The sequence below is a fragment of the Desulfobacula phenolica genome (genome assembly GCF_900105645.1).
Lineage (GTDB): Bacteria > Desulfobacterota > Desulfobacteria > Desulfobacterales > Desulfobacteraceae > Desulfobacula > Desulfobacula toluolica.
Map to the genome: position 1 here is coordinate 312,896 of NZ_FNLL01000005.1, position 19,703 is coordinate 332,598.

16 protein-coding genes are annotated in these 19,703 nt (G+C 42.2%); 7 read left to right on the top strand and 9 right to left on the bottom strand.

The features are described from left to right. Positions 1-13 precede the first annotated feature (13 nt). From BLT94_RS10465 to cmoA, 7 genes are all read right to left on the bottom strand, one after another. Positions 14-991, bottom strand: coding sequence for a helix-turn-helix domain-containing protein (locus BLT94_RS10465; RefSeq protein ID WP_175530322.1), 978 nt, complete (start codon positions 989-991; stop codon positions 14-16). A 196-nt stretch (positions 992-1,187) separates the two neighbouring features. Beyond that, the gene (locus tag BLT94_RS10470; RefSeq protein WP_092233683.1) at positions 1,188-2,207 is read right to left on the bottom strand and encodes a hypothetical protein; all 1,020 of its coding nucleotides are present in this window, start codon (positions 2,205-2,207) and stop codon (positions 1,188-1,190) included. After that, positions 2,185-2,634, bottom strand: a complete 450-nt coding sequence (locus BLT94_RS10475) for a DEAD/DEAH box helicase (RefSeq protein ID WP_092233685.1) — start codon at positions 2,632-2,634, stop codon at positions 2,185-2,187. The genes BLT94_RS10470 and BLT94_RS10475 overlap by 23 nt, the downstream gene beginning before the upstream one ends. After that, positions 2,604-2,930: a BREX system ATP-binding domain-containing protein gene (locus tag BLT94_RS10480; protein WP_245743083.1), complete on the bottom strand. Its 327-nt coding sequence runs from the start codon at positions 2,928-2,930 to the stop codon at positions 2,604-2,606. Before BLT94_RS10480 ends, BLT94_RS10475 begins: the two co-directional genes overlap by 31 nt. Before the next feature lie 150 nt (positions 2,931-3,080). Beyond that, complete coding sequence (locus tag BLT94_RS10485; protein WP_092233688.1) at positions 3,081-4,307, bottom strand: BREX system ATP-binding domain-containing protein; 1,227 nt, start codon at positions 4,305-4,307, stop codon at positions 3,081-3,083. 137 nt (positions 4,308-4,444) lie between these two features. Next, positions 4,445-5,416, bottom strand: a complete 972-nt coding sequence (gene cmoB / locus BLT94_RS10490) for a tRNA 5-methoxyuridine(34)/uridine 5-oxyacetic acid(34) synthase CmoB (RefSeq protein ID WP_092233691.1) — start codon at positions 5,414-5,416, stop codon at positions 4,445-4,447. A gap of 87 nt (positions 5,417-5,503) precedes the next feature. Then, on the bottom strand, positions 5,504-6,232 hold the full coding sequence (cmoA, locus tag BLT94_RS10495; RefSeq protein ID WP_092233867.1) for a carboxy-S-adenosyl-L-methionine synthase CmoA: 729 nt from the start codon (positions 6,230-6,232) through the stop codon (positions 5,504-5,506). Positions 6,233-6,513: 281 nt separating this feature from the next. Between cmoA and BLT94_RS10500 the strand changes: the two genes are divergently transcribed. Then, positions 6,514-7,689: a ParM/StbA family protein gene (locus BLT94_RS10500; RefSeq protein ID WP_092233694.1), complete on the top strand. Its 1,176-nt coding sequence runs from the start codon at positions 6,514-6,516 to the stop codon at positions 7,687-7,689. Positions 7,690-7,703: 14 nt separating this feature from the next. Beyond that, complete coding sequence (gene larB / locus BLT94_RS10505) at positions 7,704-8,462, top strand: nickel pincer cofactor biosynthesis protein LarB (RefSeq protein WP_092233696.1); 759 nt, start codon at positions 7,704-7,706, stop codon at positions 8,460-8,462. A gap of 33 nt (positions 8,463-8,495) precedes the next feature. Here the strand turns inward: larB and BLT94_RS10510 are convergent, their stop codons facing one another. Next, on the bottom strand, positions 8,496-9,644 hold the full coding sequence (locus tag BLT94_RS10510) for a response regulator (RefSeq protein ID WP_092233699.1): 1,149 nt from the start codon (positions 9,642-9,644) through the stop codon (positions 8,496-8,498). After that, positions 9,641-12,076: a response regulator gene (locus BLT94_RS10515; protein ID WP_175530323.1), complete on the bottom strand. Its 2,436-nt coding sequence runs from the start codon at positions 12,074-12,076 to the stop codon at positions 9,641-9,643. Before BLT94_RS10515 ends, BLT94_RS10510 begins: the two co-directional genes overlap by 4 nt. A 510-nt stretch (positions 12,077-12,586) precedes the next feature. Between BLT94_RS10515 and ilvD the strand changes: the two genes are divergently transcribed. The 5 genes from ilvD to BLT94_RS10540 are packed head-to-tail and all read left to right on the top strand — an operon-like array spanning position 12,587 to position 19,675. Further along, positions 12,587-14,263 carry a dihydroxy-acid dehydratase gene (gene ilvD / locus BLT94_RS10520; protein ID WP_092233704.1) on the top strand — a complete coding sequence of 559 codons (1,677 nt, stop codon included), beginning with the start codon at positions 12,587-12,589 and terminating at the stop codon, positions 14,261-14,263. Between the two features lie 9 nt (positions 14,264-14,272). Next, a complete protein-coding gene (gene ilvB / locus BLT94_RS10525) occupies positions 14,273-15,964 on the top strand; it encodes a biosynthetic-type acetolactate synthase large subunit (RefSeq protein ID WP_092233706.1) in 1,692 nt (563 codons plus the stop codon). A gap of 27 nt (positions 15,965-15,991) precedes the next feature. Next, a complete protein-coding gene (gene ilvN / locus BLT94_RS10530; RefSeq protein ID WP_092233710.1) occupies positions 15,992-16,483 on the top strand; it encodes an acetolactate synthase small subunit in 492 nt (163 codons plus the stop codon). A gap of 50 nt (positions 16,484-16,533) precedes the next feature. Next, on the top strand, positions 16,534-18,129 hold the full coding sequence (gene cimA / locus BLT94_RS10535) for a citramalate synthase (protein WP_092233713.1): 1,596 nt from the start codon (positions 16,534-16,536) through the stop codon (positions 18,127-18,129). 1 nt (position 18,130) lies between these two features. Continuing rightward, positions 18,131-19,675: a 2-isopropylmalate synthase gene (locus BLT94_RS10540; RefSeq protein ID WP_092233716.1), complete on the top strand. Its 1,545-nt coding sequence runs from the start codon at positions 18,131-18,133 to the stop codon at positions 19,673-19,675. The last annotated feature ends 28 nt before the right edge of the window (positions 19,676-19,703 follow it).

The following is a 19,703-nucleotide window of genomic DNA, read 5'->3' on the forward strand; positions in this document are numbered from 1 at the left end:
CGCACAAAAAAGATTATAAATGGGCTATAGATTCCAGACGAACTGATTTCGGGGTTTTTCCGCATTGTCTGCGAAAAGCTGTTGTGAAATTGGCCTGATTATTGTATCCAACTGAAAAGGCGATCTCTGACAGGCTCAATTCCGTGTTCAGCAGGAGAGTCCTTGCTCTGTTAAGTCGTATATTGCGCAGGGTGTTAAACACAGTATCTCCGTAAATCAGCTTGAATCCCTGGTTTAGCTTGTTACGATTGATTCCGACCTGCCGGCTCAGATCGTTGAGGCTTGGAGGAGACTCTATCCTGCTTGTTAAGATATGATATGCCTCCCTTATCTGTTCCGAATCCGGGCGGCTCAAATTTGACGGATAGTTATCCTGATATTCTCCCATTTCCATTAGCTTAAGTGCCACCAGCTCTAAAGCTTTGCTCTCGAAAAACAACCTTTGGATTTCACCCTGGTATGGACAGGCAATGATTTGTTGAAGAACAAGAGCGGTTTCCTTGTTAAAGGCGGACTGCTGATAAAAAGATTGGGTTGTGTTAAGGTCTGTAAGAATTGGAGTGAGGCATTGAGGCAGTTGCATGAACAAGTCTCTGAACGATTGAACTGAAAAATGAATTGATATCCCCAGTTTTTGTTTCCCCGGCAGCGTTTCAATAATGCCTTTGGTTTCAGGAAGATAGGCCAGCACACTGTCTCCAGGAACTCTTTCCATGACCATTCCTTTTTTATCACCTTCAGTGATGGTGCAGCGGTTCCGAAAAGACAGATTGTAGCAGAAACTGACAGGGGCATTGCCAATTTCATAAATCATTCGAAAATTCCGGGAAATTTCACGTTTAGAGATAATCAATCTTAGGCCCGGTCTGAGGCTGATATTTTCAAAAAAAGATTCTCCATTGGAATCGCTATGAGTTATGTCTATTTTTTCAAAATGATTTGGCTTGGTGGAATCTGAACCCTGCTTCCTGATATTGATTTGACGAATCATTTTTTTATTTTCACCATTAAAACAGATTATTGACACTTCCTTGCGGCACATTACACCACAACAATGTTTTATATCTCACAAAAACATTTTGTTTCAAGCCATTTTTCAACCGTATTTTCAAAATCTTCCTTTCAGCCCAAAGCACAACCTTGGTCAAAATCATAAAAAACAGCATTTTGTTTTTGGCAGTGAATCATTAGTTTTTTAAAGCAATAATTTTTCTCCAGCACAGCTTCCGAGTCAGGTATAACAGAAAAAAAGGCCGGGTGTTTTCTTTTACCAGAAAAATTTGATTTTCTAAAAACGCATAGCAATTCCCAAAAATCTGCTTTCTCTGCTCTAAACTAAAATTATTTTGTTCATCCAAAAGATCATCATTGTCTTCAAAAGCTGTTTTTACAGATTTTGTTTTTCTAAGTGCTGTTTTTACAGGTGCTGTTTTTACAAAGGCAGCATGGGTCTGGGATATAGTTGCATATCCCGTCTGCCGTAATTTCAATAATTCTCCAGAAGTTAACCCAGGCAAAAATTGTATGTCTTCGCTTTCAAGTGCAATGTGATAGCAGGACAAAAAACAGTCACAGGACACACAACTGGATTGAAGCCTGTGATCCGCAACAGCTGCCGGGCGGGATAAAACAGTGCAAAAAGTTTTAAAAACCGTTGGAAACGCTGCCTTATAAGCTTTCAGTTCAAACTCATGCCGTTCGTAAAAACAGGCTTTATTTTGTATGTTTTTGCCTGATGAGCGGGTGATTATAAAACCTGTTTTTGCCACCCTGACCAAAATGCCATGAGAGTCTATTATTTTTTTCAAAAGCCGGGCATAAAATGCAACCTGCCACTTATGATGATAGCGCGGTGATGTGCTGCTTTTAATGTCTCCCACTTCAATTACGGCTGTTTTTTCACCATTCACCTCTTTGCCTGATATGACAAGAAGATCCGGGACACCGATACCTCTTATTTTTACGCCGCCCTGCTCCAAGCCATTTATTTCCAATGAATCAACCTTAAGCAGGCATTGGGAAATAAAAACCGGGGTAATCTCATCCCCTTCATGGGATGTGATCTTCAAAACAGACAGGTTCAACTGCTCCAGAAATGCCTTAAACCGCGATTCCTGCGATCCTGTTGATTTCATGGAGATGATGATGGCACCCTGTTGCTTTAAATGGTTCATCACCTGTTCTTCATAACGGATGCCGTGATCCAATGCCAAACAGCCTGTCGCAGGCAACCCGGCTGTTGACAAAAATCAGGATTTTGCGGTACTGCCAGGTATCATACAGATCATTTAGCAATGCCGGAATCTCGGTTTTTTCTTTTTTTATATGCAGCAGTCGAGCGCTTATGTTTCGTTTAACACTTGCCATGACCGATTGTGCAGAATTTTGAAATTCGAAAAATTCAATAACAGCATCCACCTGGGAAATGGTTGCGGACATGGCGATTTTCTGTAGGGGCAGACCTGTTTTACGTTCAAGGCGGATGAAAAGATAAACCAGATGCCGCCCCCGGTACTGGTGAATCAAAGAATGAACTTCATCAATGATCACAATTTTCACACGGAATAAAAACGCTTTAAGATCTGAATTGGAACTGCCCAGCATCACGTCCAGGGATTCGGGGGTGGTGAGCATGATGTCAAGGGTGCCAGTACAGCCTCGCTGGCACCCATCAATGCCCGGTAAACACTCTTAAAATCATGAAACGGAACCTGTCTTGGGTCAAGATTCACATAACTGACCACAAAATTCTGATCCAAAGCCCTCTGTTTAATATAATTGAGGCTGTGGGATTTGCCTTGTCCATATGCACCGCAAACACACAGATGGGAAGATTTATCACTGTCAATGGCTTTAACGCCTTTATCAAAGGCAGTGGCAAGTTGTGTCTCACCAGTTGTGAGCAAGCGCACACCCAGAAGATCAAACAAACCTTAACGTAACCGCTCCACTGCCCTGCGAAGTTCAAAATTATCCAAAGTGTTCAACTGATCCTGAAAATCCAGATCATCCATTCTTGTGTGTCCTGTTTGGGTTTTAGGTTTTGGGTTCTTGTGTTGGATTTTGGGTTATGGTTTTGGTCAATTATCCCAGGAAGGCTGCTTTTGTTCAATTTTTTCAGCCTCCATTTTCCGTCTGGTTTCCACCATCTCCCGATCCATATCCAAATCCTGAGAAGACTGTCCCTGTTCAGCCATATCAAGGATGTGAATCAAATATTTAATAAACAAACGAACCTCGCTGATAACCCCCATTCGCTTCTGGTTGGAACAGATCTGCTCCATCAGCTCATCAGTTACCATCTCCTTTGGTTCCCAGCGGTAGGAAATTCCATGCAAAGTTCGCAGGCACACCCCAAGCTCAACTAACTCTTCGGTCTTAAGCGGGGTTTGATGGATATCCACCAGCACACCCCTGTAATTTAATTTTGCTGATTCACCAATGGATCGGATACGGCTCCACAATGCATCATAAGACTTAAACCCTTTTTCCGACATCAACACATCGGGAATAATGGAAAAAAAGATGTGAAGATATTGTGAAGACTCACTGTTATCAATCAGCAAACGAACATTTTCATAAGCTGCATTACGAATGGAAGCACTTTGTGCCACAACAGTTTCCATCTCATCCATGAGCAGGATCAATTCCTGATGGCCGATATGTCGCAAAAACAAAATCAAAGAGTTCATAAACTGCTTGCTGTTGGTTTTGTTAAGAAACTCATAGATTTGAAACGGCTTGAGTTCGCGTTTGGTCACCTTGCCCCCTTCAAACCAGTGAAGCAACACCTCATGGTCGGCATCCTGTTTTTCTTGATCTTCAAAAACCTCGGGGTCAAACCTGTTGTTCACAAGGGCGGCCAGGGCATTGGCAAAATTAATGTCCATGCCCTGGATATTTCTGAACTCTTCAGACAAAGCCATCCTCTTTTTCCGGGCGTCATCCGTTTTGACCTGAACCGTTGTTGTATCCAGTTTTTCCAGCCATGACGCCAGCATGTTCCTGATACCGATTCCTTGAAAATCACCCTGAAGCTGCCTGACAATTTTCTGGTAAACGGTTTCAAATTTATGAATGGGAACTTCCCGTGTAAGAACCACAAAAGAGACGGCAAATCTCTTTTCCATGGCAAGATGCCGGATTACCGACATAAAATGGGTTTTACCATCACCATAATCGCCGTTGACAAACCTCACTTTGGAGCCGCCCTGCCCGATATAATTTTCCAGATCATCCTCAATAAAGGTAAGCCAGTTTTGCCGTCCTACTGTAAAAAAAAGAAACTTGTGTTTTCCGTCATATATTGCCTTTTTTTATTTTATTCCCTTTTCAGGTTTATGTTTTATGAATTAAAAGCAACCCAGTATTCTACAAAAATTTATTTTTTTGTCAATATTTTGGATTTTTAAAAAAGTCTCCGGTTCCCATATCTAAAGTCGTTTTAAGTTGCCGTTGCCAGAAAAATTGCCCGCACCGGTGCCGGATATCCTTCTATGGTTTTATCAGGATCATCCGGGTCCAGAAAATCCTTTAAACTTTCCGTTTGTATCCACCTGGTTTTTCTCTGCTCCTGCCCGCAGGTTTTGGTAATATCCACACACCTGATGTTTGTAAAACCCGCCCGCAGCAGCCAGGATTCCATTGCCAGAAGATCGGGAATAAAAAAAATGTTTCGCATTTTTGCATACCGGTCTTTTGGAAAAAGACAAAGATTTTGTTTTGACTCAATAACAAGATTTTCAAGCACCAGTTCCCCGCCTGGTCTCATTGAATCACAAATATCCTTGAGCATTTGAACAGGAGATTTTCGATGATACAACACCCCCATGCAAAACACCGTATCAAAATAATTGTCTGTTTTCGGGAGTTGATCATGAGTAACGGGCAGACAGAACACGTTCTTTTGCCTTAAAAACTTTTGAATAATAAGATATTGAAAATAAAACGTACTTTGAGGTTCCACGCCCAAAACCATCAATGGATTTTGAGCCGCCATTTTAAACATGTAATACCCGTTGCTTGACCCGATATCCATAATTCGCCGCCCTTTAAGGCTGCCGATATGAGGTTTAAGCCTTTCCCACTTCATCCATGATTGCCACTCAGAATCAATCTTGATACCAAAAAGGCTGAACGGCCCCTTTCGCCATGGACACAGTTGTTCAACACTGTTATTCAGCAAATGGTATTGATCCGGTGTAAGATCTGATGAATCACCAATGGTGACGGCCTGATTTTCAAGATCTATGATTGAAGGACGAAAGTCCGGCAGGGCATCCACAATCTGTTTGAATTTTAAAAAATTACCTTTGGCATGATCCAGAAAAGCTCTTTTTTCGTTTATGAGTCTTTTGAACTCATTATAATGCTGATCTAATCTCAAGTGATGATAATATTGAAGAAAATTTTCCATTTTACATGTGACCTTTATGGTTATGTGTGATCTGAAGAATAAGCCAATAAACCAAGCCTGACCCCAATATCTGCAATATATGACAGATTATTTTTTTATCGCAATCATTGAGGCAAAGTTAAACCATTTAAGCCAGACATCAAATAGAGCAAAACCTGCATTTAAAATTCTGTTTTTATGGGTTTCAATAGTATCCGGGATGAGAACTTTTTCAAGTGCATCCCTTTTTTGACTGATTTCAAGCTCTGAATAACCGTTTTCAAGTTTGAAAATTTTATAAAAGCTTGTTTGAAGATCATCTAATTGTTTGGATTCATGAACGGTTTTTTCCGTTAAAAGAAGAATGCCGTTTGGATTCATCCCCTGATAAATTTTTTTGATAAGAGCATCTCGTTTTTTCATATCAAGAAACTGCAAGGTCAAATTTATCAATACCACCGAGGCATTTTTAATATGAATATTTTCTAAAAAACCGCAAACAAGGTCAACCGGCCGGGTTTTCCCCTGATATACAAGCCGTTTTTTATACTTTTCAATCATGGGTTTTGAACTGTCCACAGCAACCATTGAAAAGGGGCGTTCCTTTAGTTGATTCAAGATCAATATCCCAAGATTTCCATGAGAACAGCCAAGATCATAAATCCGGCTGCCCGCCTGATAATATTGAGCAGTCAGTTTGGACTGCCGCTCAATGCTTTCCATATACAAAGGTACTGACCGGTTCAGCATATCATCGAACACATCAGCCACTTCTTTATTAAATTCAAAGGGTTTAACCTTATTTTTTTTTTCTGCAAATACTTTGTCTTTAGCCATTTTTGCTGCCTGTAAAATATTTTTTTTACAGGTTTTATAATATTCTGCAAATAAGTGCAAGAATACCTGAAATCCATTTCATTATCCCTTGACGCAACTCATTTCATAATGCTATTTAGCAGCTGAAATTAAATCTTTAACTCAACTTTCGGACTTTAAGCTTAGCAGACGGGCTTTTAGCATACCCCACCTAAATTTGCCGACTTTCGAAAGTTAAGTCTTCAATTGATCCCACAATGGTGATCCCACAATGGAGTTAAAAGCTTCAGGAGGAAAATAATATGGAAATTATTGGAATTGATGTCGGGTTTGGGTTTACAAAAGCATATAATGGCAAAAATTCCGTCATATTCAAATCAATCCTCGGAGATGCCACGGATATCCATTACCGTTCTTCATTGGGTGAAGATTCTTCAACTTCAAATCTGCATATTACCCTGGAAAACAAATCCTATTTTCTTGGCAATTATGCCGAACTTCAGTCAAACATCCGTGAATTCACTCTTGACCAGGAAAAACTTATTGAAGAGTTTGTTAAAATCCTCGCAATCACAGCCGCAAGCATATGCACAGACACCTCAGCACCCCTTCATGTTGTATCAGGCTTACCTGTTGGATATTTAAAAAGGGACCGAAAAAAATTAAAAGAGATGATCTTGGGGGTTCACGACATAACCATTCACCATACAAACGGACAGGATGTAAAAAAAAGAATTAATATTGATAAAATTCATATCATTCCCCAACCCATTGGCTCGATTTTCAACCTTCTTTTTGATGAACAGGGAAAAATAAAAAACCGGGAGCTTGCCACCCAGAAGGTAGGCGTTGTGGATATTGGTTTTAAGACAACGGATTTTAGTATTTTTGACCACCTTCACTATATTGAAAGAGGCTCCCTTACAATGGATACCGGTATTTCAAAATGCTTTTCCGTAATAGTCAACAAATTAAGGCAGGAAAGCAATATGAATATTGAATTGTATCGAATGTTTAAATTCATTGATTCGGGAATGATCAAAATCAAGGGGAAAGAATATAATATCTCAAATCTGAAAAAAAGGGTATACACCCATGCCGCATCAGCCATTGCATCCGATCTAAACCGGCTGTGGGAAAATGACTGGGATATGGATTCCATTCTCCTTTCAGGCGGAGGAAGTGTAGAATTGGCAAAATATCTCAGCCCGAATATTGACGGCAATGTTATCCCCATTGAAAACAATGAGGATGCCCGATTCAATAATGTCCGTGGATATTGCAAATTCGGCAGGTACAAGTGGGGATATGCCAAATATATTGCAGAAAACACAAAAGAACAAAAAACCACCAAAGAACCGGAAAACACGCAAGAGCCTGCTGAGGATCAAGACAAAGCAGACAACACCCCTGATCAGGATGAATCAAAAATCAATAATCAGTCCAAAGGACTTTCCTGGCTGAAACGCCAGGGCTAAATTCACAGGTTGCCATGAACCAAAACGATTTAACAAAAATTTTATCTCTTGTAGCCAAAGGATCGCTATCTGTTGAAGATGCCAAAAGCCAGCTGAAAAACATCTCTTTTGAAAATATTGATTTTGCTCAGATTGATCATCACAGGTCTCTGAGAAAAGGTTTTCCAGAAGTTATTTTCGGACAAGGCAAAACAAGTGGACAAATTATTGAGATCATGGAAAAAATCATCATCCATGAGGATATCGTTCTTGTGACCCGTCTTGAAAAAGAAAAAGCTCAAAAAATAAGCTCAAAAATTCAAGGAACCCAATATTTTGAAGACGCAAAACTCATGTGGTTTAAAAAAAACGAGCCAAAAATCACAGGGTTTGGTCAAATCCTGGTCATAACTGCCGGCACATCTGATATTCCTGTTGCAAAAGAGGCTTTGCTAACCGCCCATGCCATGGGAAATGAGGTTAAATCGATTTTTGATGTTGGTGTCGCAGGCATTCACCGTCTTTTTGCCCACCAGGAACAAATCATGACGGCTGCTGTCATCATTGTTGTTGCAGGAATGGAAGGAGCGCTTCCCAGTGTGGTGGCAGGAATGGTCAAGGCCCCTGTCATTGCAGTCCCCACCAGTATTGGATATGGTACAAGTTTTGGGGGAATGACAGCTCTTTTGGGGATGCTCAATTCCTGCAGTTCAAATATTGCCGTGGTAAATATTGACAATGGATTTGGGGCGGGATTTATGGCCTCATCCATTAACCATGTCTCCGTAGCCTGATAATAAAATTGACTTCCTGAAAAAAGATTAACATTAAATTTTTTTTCTAAAGTTTATTGCCGCTTCATTTTTGGGATCTATCCTGAGGATTTGATTCAGATAGTCATCTGCCATAAGAACCTTTTGATTCATGTAATGTATTTTTGCAATCTGGAATTTTGCCTCGACATGGCCCTTGGCCTGACGGTCAACTTCCATAAAACACTTCAAAGCTTTTTCCCGTTCACCCGCCTGCTGGTGTATCAGCCCTGCCTTATAGACCATCTCATAATTGGAGGGATTATCTTTGATAACATGCTCAAGCAATTCTTGAGGATACTCAAGTTCATCATGTAACAGGCAGGTTTCAATGACTTTTTGTCTTGCCGCATTTTGTTTTTTTGAACGGGTAATGAATTTTGAAAAAATATTCAGCGACAACTGCCTGAAATCATTTTTAAGCAATTTTTCACCAAGATCAAATGCCTTGTCATTATACTGGTTCGTTAATGATAAAACTTCAAGACAATATTTACCCGCTTTTTCAAGCTCATTTTTACGAAGATAATAATCAGCAAGATATACCCTTGACATCGAGTCTTGCTTATTCACCGATATGGCCTTTAGCAAACATTTTTCGGCTATGGCATTTTTTTCAATCTTAAAATGCAGCAACCCTAACTGACGAAGAAGCCTTGAGGCAGAAGGCTTATGGGACAGGGCAAGTTTGAGTTCTTCAATGGCGGCTTCATACTGTTCTTTTTCTTCAAGATCCCTTGCCTTTAGCCGGTGCAGGGTAGCAGGGTCCGGGTTATTGATTTTTTCCACAACCGCCTTTATCTTTGCATCTAAAGATGCAAGGGTTAACGGCTTAAGAAGATATCCGTCAATTTCAGTCTCAGCCACTTCAGAAACAATATCCCGCTCAGCTTCAGCCGTTACCATGATAACCGGCAGATCCCTGAGTTTATTATCATTTCGAATTTTATCAAGCATTGAAATTCCGTTCATGACAGGCATATTCCAGTCAATAATGGCCAGATCAAATTTCTCAGTATTCAGTATTTCAAGACCTTGTTTTCCATTTTCAGCAAATTTTAATTTCGTTCCAATACCCAAATTTTTAACCATTTTTCGAATGGTTAATCGCATGCTTTTCATATCATCAACAACAAGGATTGACATATTATCAATATCGATCATAATTTTGCTTTCCTGACAAATTTTTTGTATTCATTTTGAATTGCCTCAAACGTTAAGGCAAATGAATTGAATTTTTCTATTTTTGCATGGGCTTCCATATCCAAAGCGGCATTTCTCAACAAATCTGCGTTAACATTTGCGGCAGATCCTTTTAATGCATGTGAATTTAATCTTACACCCTCTGCATCATTTTTATCAATTGCATAGTCTATAGCATCTATCAACTCCGGGGCTTCCTGGAGAAAAGAATCCAATACAACTTCGATGATCTCCTCATCGCCCCCAAACCGTTCAAATAATTTATCCTTGTTAAAACACATATCCATTTTCATATCTGTCTTGGACAACAAATCCGATTGCACTGTTTCAGGCATGATATCAATTTGACCGGGCTCGTCATTTTGTATAGGTTCATCAATTTGATCAAATTCATTATCTTGCCCAAATTCATCATCGGATTTTTCAGGACACTCTTTTTTTAGAAACTGTAACCTGTCCGTTAAATTTGAGCTTACTTTTTGTGACAGGATATCAGGTTCAACCGGTTTTGAAATAAAATCGTCCATTCCTGCTTCAAAACATTTTTGACGGTCTTTTTCAAATGCATTCCCGGTCATGGCGACAATCGGGATATGATCCATTTTCAATATTTTCTCATTCTCCCTGATCTGCCGGGTTGCTTCAAACCCGTCCATCACAGGCATCTGACAATCCATTAAAATCATATCATATAGGTTGTGTTTATGTTTATTGACGGCTTCAAGCCCGTTTTTTGCGACATCTGTTTGATATCCCAATTTACCAATCAATGCTTTTGCCGTTAAAAGATTGGTTTCCATATCTTCAACAATCAAGATCTTCCTGACATATTTTTTACTTTCAAGGATACTGTAACGGGTTATAATCGGCAAATTCCCGGCATTTCCGTTGTATGACCTTGATAAGACAGCTTTGATACAATCTTGAAGAAGTGATTTTTCAACCGGTTTACTCAAAAATGCCGAAAAACCAATGTCTTCAAACCGCCTGGCATCCCCTTTTTTTCCGATTGATGACAGCAGTATCAATCGTGTATTCTTTAATTGATCATCCTGCTTTATTTTTTTCCCCAAGGCTTCCACGTTTTCATCAAATTCCTTGGCTTCCATGATCACCATATGAAAGGGATTGTTATCATCTTTTGCCCATCTGAGCATTTCCATGGCTTGTGTATCATCAAAGGCCTGGTCATAATCGATTTTCAATTCATTCAAATTGTTCTCAAAACTCTTTCCAAGGATTGATCCGTCACTTAAGACAAGTATTCTGCAATCTTCAGCATTCCGGGTAAAAAGATCAACCGTCTTTTCTTTTTCAACTTGTTTTTTTAGCGGCAGTGTAAACCAGAAGGTAGTCCCTATCATATCAATGCTTTCTGCTCCGATCTTGCCACCCATTTTTTCAACCAGCAATTTTGATATGGCCAATCCCAATCCAGTACCCCCGTATTTTTTGGTGATGGAAAGGTCTGCCTGGGTAAAGGATTCAAAAAGGGTTGTCAACTGATCATCCTTGATACCGATACCGGTATCTTCCACAGAAAAATGAAGAGTTGCGGATGTTTCATCTTCCCTTTTTAAAGTGACACTTAATCTGACTTCTCCTGAACCTGTAAACTTTATGGCATTTCCAGTCAGATTATTAATGACCTGACGAATCCGGCCGATATCTCCTTGCAAAAGACAAGGAACATCGGAATCTATAAAACATAAGAAATCAATTCCCTTCTGCCTGGCCTGTAGTTCAGGCAGGGACACCATATCTTTTATGGCAATATCAAGATCAAAATCCCTGACATCCAGTTCAAGTTTGCCTGCTTCTATTTTTGACAAATCAAGTATATCGTTGACAATGGTTAATAAAGCTCTGGTACTGTTATAAACAATCTTGGAATAGGAACGTTGTTCTTCATCCAGATCAGAATCAAGCAAGACATGCATCATACCGATGATGCCGTTCATTGGATTCCTTATTTCATGACTCATGTTTGCTAAAAATTCATCTTTTATTTTCGTTGCCTTATCGGCATTCTCAGAAATCCGGCGACACTCCTGCCTGGATTGAGTAAGCAGTATGCCCAATTGCTCATAATTCTTTTCCCGAACCATGACAATAGCAAAAAAACCGCCTAAAATGGCCAAAAGATTATAAAACCGGTAAAGACTTATATTAACAAATCGTTCACTGACCAGGATGCTTAAATTCAGGCGTTGATCGAAATAGAATAAAAAGAAAAGCAAACCGGCAACGATCAGATATGGCACTCCGGATTTTCTATCCGGAAAAACGGTTGTCAGCAAAGGTACAAACAACAAAAAAACCATGGAAATGCTGTAAAATCCCCCGGTTTTATAGCAAAGACAGCTAAGATAAAATACAAAGGAAGTATTCAATATATGACTGCGAAAAGTTTTGCCTGATTTTTTCAAGACATATAAATTGACTATATTTATAAGTAAAACAAAACAGCCCAATGCAACCAGAGAAACAGCACCCATCTTAAAAAACAAACCGGACTGGAGGATAAGCAATCCTGAAAAAATAAGAGAAAAAGCCTTTAGATTTATGGAACCATAAACTGTCATATCAGACTTATATAGAAACCTGCTCTATATTGTCAAATTTATTTTCAGAATAACTGCCATGAGCAGGCTTGGCATTTCATGAGAAAAAAACTTTCTTGACTTTTACGAAATTTATATATAATAAATATACTTTAAATAAAGTAAAAATTATGATTACAAATATTCTTAGCATACTATTAGTCCTTATTATCGTGGGGGTGATTATTAACACCTCCAGGCGAAGGGGCTCTTAGTGGCATAACTTTAAATAAACTTTAAAAGCCGTTATCAGCCCCAAGAGGGCTGATAACGGCTTTTTTGGTTTGGAGACAAAAAAACATGAGAAGTCACATTGCAACAAAAGGTATAGCCAGGGCACCCCACAGGAGCCTTTTCAAGGCCATGGGGTATACGGACAGGGAAATTAGCCAGCCCCTTATCGGTATTGCCAACTCAGCCAATGAATTAATTCCGGGACACATGCACCTGGACCATATTGTAAAGGCTGTAAAATCAGGCATCAGTATGGCAGGCGGCACTCCCATGGAGTTTTCAACCATTGGGGTGTGTGACGGTATTGCCATGAACCATAAAGGCATGCACTATTCACTGGCCTCCCGTGAACTCATTGCAGACTCCATAGAGGTCACGGCAACAGCCCATCCTTTTGATGCCATTGTCATGGTTCCCAATTGTGACAAAATTATTCCCGGCATGCTCATGGCGGCTGCACGGTTGAATATTCCAGCCATATTTATAAGTGGCGGCCCCATGCTGGCAGGGAAACACCCGGATAATAAAAATCAGCAAATTGATCTTGTCACGGTATTTGAAGCCGTGGGGGCGGTTCAATCCGGCAAAATGACGGAACAACAACTTTTCGCCATTGAAAATGCCGCCTGCCCCACATGCGGATCATGTGCCGGGATGTTTACGGCAAACTCAATGAATTGCCTGACCGAAGCCATTGGGATGGCCCTTCCGGGAAATGGCACCATTCCAGAACCCATGTCTGAAAGAATCAGACTGGCCAAACAAACCGGCATACAGATCATGGAATTGCTTGACAAAGCAATTGCACCGGATAAAATCTTGACCAAAGAGGCATTTATGAATGCCCTGGTGGTGGATATGGCCCTGGGATGTTCCACCAACACAGTACTTCACTTAAAAGCGCTTGCCCATGAAGCCCATGTTGATATAGATCTGAACTTAATTAATGAGGTCAGCAGAAAAACTCCTCATTTGTGTTCTTTAAGCCCAGGAGGCCAGGACCGTATTGAAGACTTGAATTTTGCCGGTGGCATACCTGCTGTCATGAAAGAACTTTTTGACCATGACATGCTCAATACAGACTGTCTTACAGCCACAGGAAAAACTGTCGCCCAGAACCTTGAAGCAGTTGTAAAAAAAGACCAGCAGGTGATAAGGCCGATTGAAAACCCCTATCACAGCGAAGGAGGGTTAGCAGTACTCTTTGGCAATCTTGCCAAAGAAGGCTGTGTAGTCAAACAGTCTGCGGTTTTAGACGAGATGCTCCAACACCAGGGACCGGCAAGGGTATTTGATTGTGAAGAAGACGCAACCCAGGCTATTGTCGACAACCGGATCAACAAAGGGGATGTCATTGTCATCCGGTACGAAGGGCCGGCAGGTGGTCCGGGCATGCGTGAGATGCTGACCCCCACCTCTTCCATAGCAGGCATGGGACTGGATGACACTGTTGCCCTGATTACCGACGGCAGATTTTCAGGAGGAACCAAAGGGGCATCCATCGGCCATATCTCACCGGAAGCAGCAGAGGGAGGAACCATTGCAATCATTCAAGAAAATGACCAGATAAAAATAGATATCCCGGCAAAAACCATTGAACTTCTGGTTTCGGAAAATGAGATTGCAGACCGGTTCAGCAGATGGAAAAAACCTGAACCTAAAATCAAAACAGGTTATATGGCCAGGTATGCGGCAATGGTTAGTTCTGCCGGCAACGGTGCCATATTCAAAGACATATTATAGGAGAAAAACATGAAACTTACAGGTGCCCAGATTCTTATCAAAATGATTAAGGCAGAAGGGGTTGACACAATCTTTGGATATCCCGGCGGTGCTGTCATTGATATCTATGATGCACTGGCAAAGCAAAACGGCCTTAAACATATCCTGGTCAGGCACGAACAAGGCGCTGTCCATGCCGCAGACGGCTATGCAAGAGCCAACAAATCAGTTGGCGTGGCCCTGGTTACCTCGGGTCCCGGAGCCACGAACACGGTTACGGGAATTGCATCTGCATACTTGGATTCCATCCCCCTTGTTGTGTTTACAGGCCAGGTTCCAACGGCATTGATCGGCAATGATGCATTCCAGGAAGTGGATATAGTGGGCATTACAAGGCCATGTACAAAACACAACTACCTTGTAAAAAACGTGGAAAAACTGGCTGAAACCGTTAAACAAGCCTTCCACCTGGCAAGATCAGGCAGACCCGGCCCGGTCCTCATTGATCTGCCAAAAGATATTGTGGGAACCCAAATTGAGTTTGAAGAACCTTGTGAGATTTCTTTAAAATCCTACAAACCCAATTACACACCCAATAAAAAACAGCTCTCCAAGGTGGTTGATCTGATCAAACAGGCCAAACGGCCGGTTATTTTTGCCGGTGGCGGTGTGATTCTTTCCGAGTCTTCCGAGGAACTTACCCGCCTTGCAAAGATTACGGATATCCCTGTCACGGCATCCTTGATGGGACTGGGTGCGTTTCCAGGATCTGATCCCCTGTGGTTGGGAATGCTGGGAATGCACGGAACTTACAGGGCCAATATGAGCATTGGCAATTGTGATCTCATGATTGCGGCAGGGGTCCGGTTTGATGACCGTGTGACCGGAAATGTTGAAAAATTTGCACCTGATGCCAGAATTGTCCAGATTGATATTGATCCCACCTCCATCCATAAAAACATTGAGGTTCAATGCCCCATAGTGGGAGACTGCAAGGCTGCCTTAAAAGAAATTGTTCAATTAATGGAAGGCCGGGACCCGGAAGAATTTAAAAATGACCGCCTCAAATGGCTTGCACAGATCGAAGAATGGAAAAGCACAATGCCCTTGAAATACGACCAGGGCAATGAGGTGATAAAGCCCCAGTTTGTCATTGAAAAGCTCTATGAACTGACAAAGGGAGATGCCATTATTACAACTGAGGTCGGGCAAAACCAGATGTGGACAGCACAATATTATCATTTTAACAAGCCCAACCATTTTATTACATCCGGCGGACTGGGTGTCATGGGATTCGGGCTACCGGCTGCTATCGGGGCTAAATCCGCCTGTCCGGACAAGCTTGTGGTTGATGTAGCAGGCGACGGCTCCATCCAGATGAATATCCAGGAGCTGATGACGGCCATTGAATCAAAAATAGATGTTAAAATCGTCATCCTGAACAATCAATATCTGGGTATGGTAAGGCAATGGCAGGAACTGTTTTATGATAAGGTTTACTCTTCCACGAACATGGAAAATGCCCCTGATTTTGTAAAACTTGCCGAAGCCTACGGTGCAAAAGGATTAAGATGCACCCGGCCTGATGAGGTTGAATCCACACTCAAAAAAGGCCTGAACACCGAAGGAACGGTAATCATGGAATTTGCCGTGGACAGAGAAGAGTCTGTTTACCCCATGGTTCCCGCAGGTGCCAGCATAACGGAAATGCTCCTGGTTTAATTTAAAATCTGAAAAAGGATATTTATCATGAAAACAAACAGCTACTTACTTTCTATCCTCGTAGATGATGAACCAGGCGTTCTTTCAAGAATTGCAGGGCTTTTTTCAGGGCGCGGATTTAACATTGACAGTTTGAGTGTTGCCAACACTGCCGAACCCGAAGTATCAAGAATTACAATGGTTACCAATTGTGAACCCCATATTATTGAACAGATAAAAAAACAGCTCAATAAGCTGATCAATGTCATCACGGTAACAGACCTGACAGACAAAAAATATGTCCAGCGCCAACTGGCATTAATCAAGGTCAATGCACAGCCCGAAAAAAAAGCGGATATTTTGAGAATTGTGGATATTTTCAGGTGCAAGATTGTTGATGTGGGGCTGTCCCATTACACCATAGAAGTGTCCGGGGACAATGAAAAACATGATGCAATCATCTCTTTATTAAACCCTATGGGGATCATTGAAATCGCCTCCACAGGCTCCATTGCCCTGGCAAGGGAGAATGGCAAGTAAGCAAGTTAAGAATGTGATTAACAGGTAAACATCACCAGACAGGACAAACAATGGAAAAAGCACTTTTATACGATACCACGCTAAGAGATGGCATGCAGGGAGAAAACATCTTTTTTTCTCCTGAAGACAAGGTAAAAATAGCACGAAGACTTGATGATGCAGGCATCCACTATATTGAAGGGGGATGGCCGGGATCAAATCCCGGTGCCCAGCATTTTTTTGAACTGGCAAAAAAGATGGAGTTTAAAAATGCCAAGGTGACAGCCTTTGGTTCCACCCGGCGCCAGGGCAAAACCTGTGAACAGGATGGCAATCTTCAGGCATTAATAAATAGCGGAGCGCCTGCGATCACAATTTTTGGAAAATCATGGGACCTGCATGTTGAATCCATAATGCAGAACACAAAAGAGGAAAACCTTGCCATGATAAAGCAGAGTGTTGCCTATCTGTTAAGTCATGACAAAGAGGTCATCTACGATGCGGAACATTTCTTTGACGGATATAAGGCCAACCCGCTCTATGCCTTGAAAACTCTTGAAGCAGCGGTTGAAGGCGGAACAAGGTGCCTTGTGCTGTGCGACACAAACGGCGGGTCCATGCCCTGTGAAATTGACACCATAACCCGGGCAACAATCGATCATTTCAAGAAAATTGACGTACCCGGCCTGATCTTCGGCATTCATTGCCACAATGATTGCGCCATGGCGGTTGCCAATTCCATTAATGCTGTTCATGCAGGTGCGACCATGGTTCAGGGCACCATTAACGGATATGGCGAACGATGCGGCAATGCCGACCTTACCGCAGTCATTCCCATACTGGCCCTTAAAATGAACCGGGAATGCATCTCCAGCGAAAACCTTGCAAAGATTTTGAACCTGTCCAGGTTTATCTCTGAAACCGCCAATGTCCCGCCGGTCAACTCAAGGCCATTTGTGGGAAAAAGTGCCTTTGCCCACAAAGGCGGGGTCCATGTCAGCGCCATCATGAAAAATCCCCTGGCCTATGAACACATGGCCCCGGAACTGGTTGGAAACAAGCGCAGGGTAATTGTTTCAGAGCAATCCGGCAAAAGCAACATCGAATACAAAGCAAAAGAGATGGGCATGAATATGGGCAAAAGCGGCGTCAACGGCCATCAGATTGTTTCAAGCATCAAGGAGCTTGAAGATGACGGGTTTGAATTTGATGCGGCAGAAGCCTCTTTAAAACTGATCATGGAAAAACTCACCGAACAGTTTGTCCCATATTTTGAGCTTGAATCCTTCCGGGTAACTGTTGAAAAAGACAAGGAACGACCCTGCTGTTCTCATGCCATGATCAAAATCAAGGTGGACAAGGAAACCGAAATCACTGCGGCAGAAGGAGACGGGCCTGTCAGCGCATTGGACAATGCATTAAGAAAGGCACTGACCAAAATATTCCCCCAGATCAATGACATGCGCCTGGTGGACTTCAAGGTCCGGGTCATTGACGGAAAAGACGGCACTGATGCCAAGGTCCGGGTTCTTATTGAATCCCGGGATGAAAATAACATTTTTTCAACCATCGGCGTTTCAGAAGATATTATAGAAGCAAGCTGGCAGGCATTGGCTGACAGTTTTCAATACAAACTTTCATTAGACGATCAAAACAAGGCAAAATAAGATGACAACAGACAACCAGATAATAATTTTTGACACAACTTTAAGGGACGGCGAACAATCACCCGGAGCCAGCATGAACCAGCCTGAAAAGCTGCGTATTGCCACCCAGCTTGAAAAACTGGGTGTCAACGTTATTGAAGCAGGATTTCCGGCAGCATCAGAAGGTGACTTTGAAGCGGTCAAAGCGATTGCTGAAACCCTTAAAACCGCCCAGATTGCAGCTCTTTGCAGGGCCAATAAAGACGATATCAACCGGGGATGGCAAGCCGTTAAAAATGCAGCACACCCCAGAATCCACACCTTTATTGCAACCTCTGAACTGCACATGAAATACAAACTCCAGATGACGCCGGAACAGGTGCTGGAACAGGCGGTTGAATCTGTAAAGCTTGCCGCCTCCTATACGGACAATGTGGAGTTTTCAGCAGAAGACGGATCACGGTCTGATCCAGCATTTTTGTGCAAAGTGTTTGAAGCGGTAATTGATGCAGGCGCCACAACGATTAACCTTCCTGACACGGTGGGCTACGCCATCCCGGAAGAGTACAGTGAGCTTATCAAACATGTCATGCAAAACACTCCCAATATGGACAAGGCTGTGTTGAGCGTTCATTGCCATAATGATCTGGGACTTGCCACAGCCAATACCCTTGCCGCCATAAAAGCCGGTGCAAGGCAGGTTGAAGTAACCATCAACGGTATTGGAGAACGGGCCGGCAACACCTCGCTTGAAGAAGTGGTCATGTCTCTGCATACACGGCCCAATTTTTTCCCTCAGACCACATCCATTGACACCACAAAAATTTACCCCACAAGTCGCCTGGTCAGCATGATAACCGGAATTTTAGTGCAGCCCAATCGCGCCATCGTTGGGGCCAATGCCTTTGCCCATGAAGCCGGGATTCACCAGGACGGTGTATTGAAAAACCCCATGACCTATGAAATCATGAAACCGGAAACCATTGGCCTGAGCAAAAACAGCCTGGTGTTGGGCAAACATTCCGGACGTCATGCTCTTAATTCCCATATTCAGGAGATGGGATACAATCTTTCAAAAGAAGAGCTGAACAAAGTTTTTGAAAAGTTCAAACACCTGGCCGACAAGAAAAAAAGCATCCAGGATGAGGACATTGAAGCCTTGATCAACGAAGGAGTATTAAGAAGCTCTGAAGTCTTTACCCTGGAATATATCAATGTTGTATCTGGAAACACAGTTTTTCCCACAGCCAGTGTAAAGCTCAACATCAACGGCCGTCCCGTCCAGGGAGCGACAGCGGGAAGCGGTCCCATTGATGCGGTATACAATATCATATCAAAATTAACCGGGACCACATCAGAGCTTTTAAGATTTACCATTTCAGCGTTGACCGAAGGCACGGATGCCCAGGGTGAGGTAACTGTGCGGCTGCAGGAAGACGGAATCGTGGCATTGGGAAAAGGCACGGACCCGGATATTATTACGGCCAGTGCCCTGGCTTACATCAACGGCTTAAACCGATTGGAATACCTGAAAGCTCATCCAATTGTAAAACCCGACAACCTTTAAATTATTCCATACACCAGGAACTGAAATC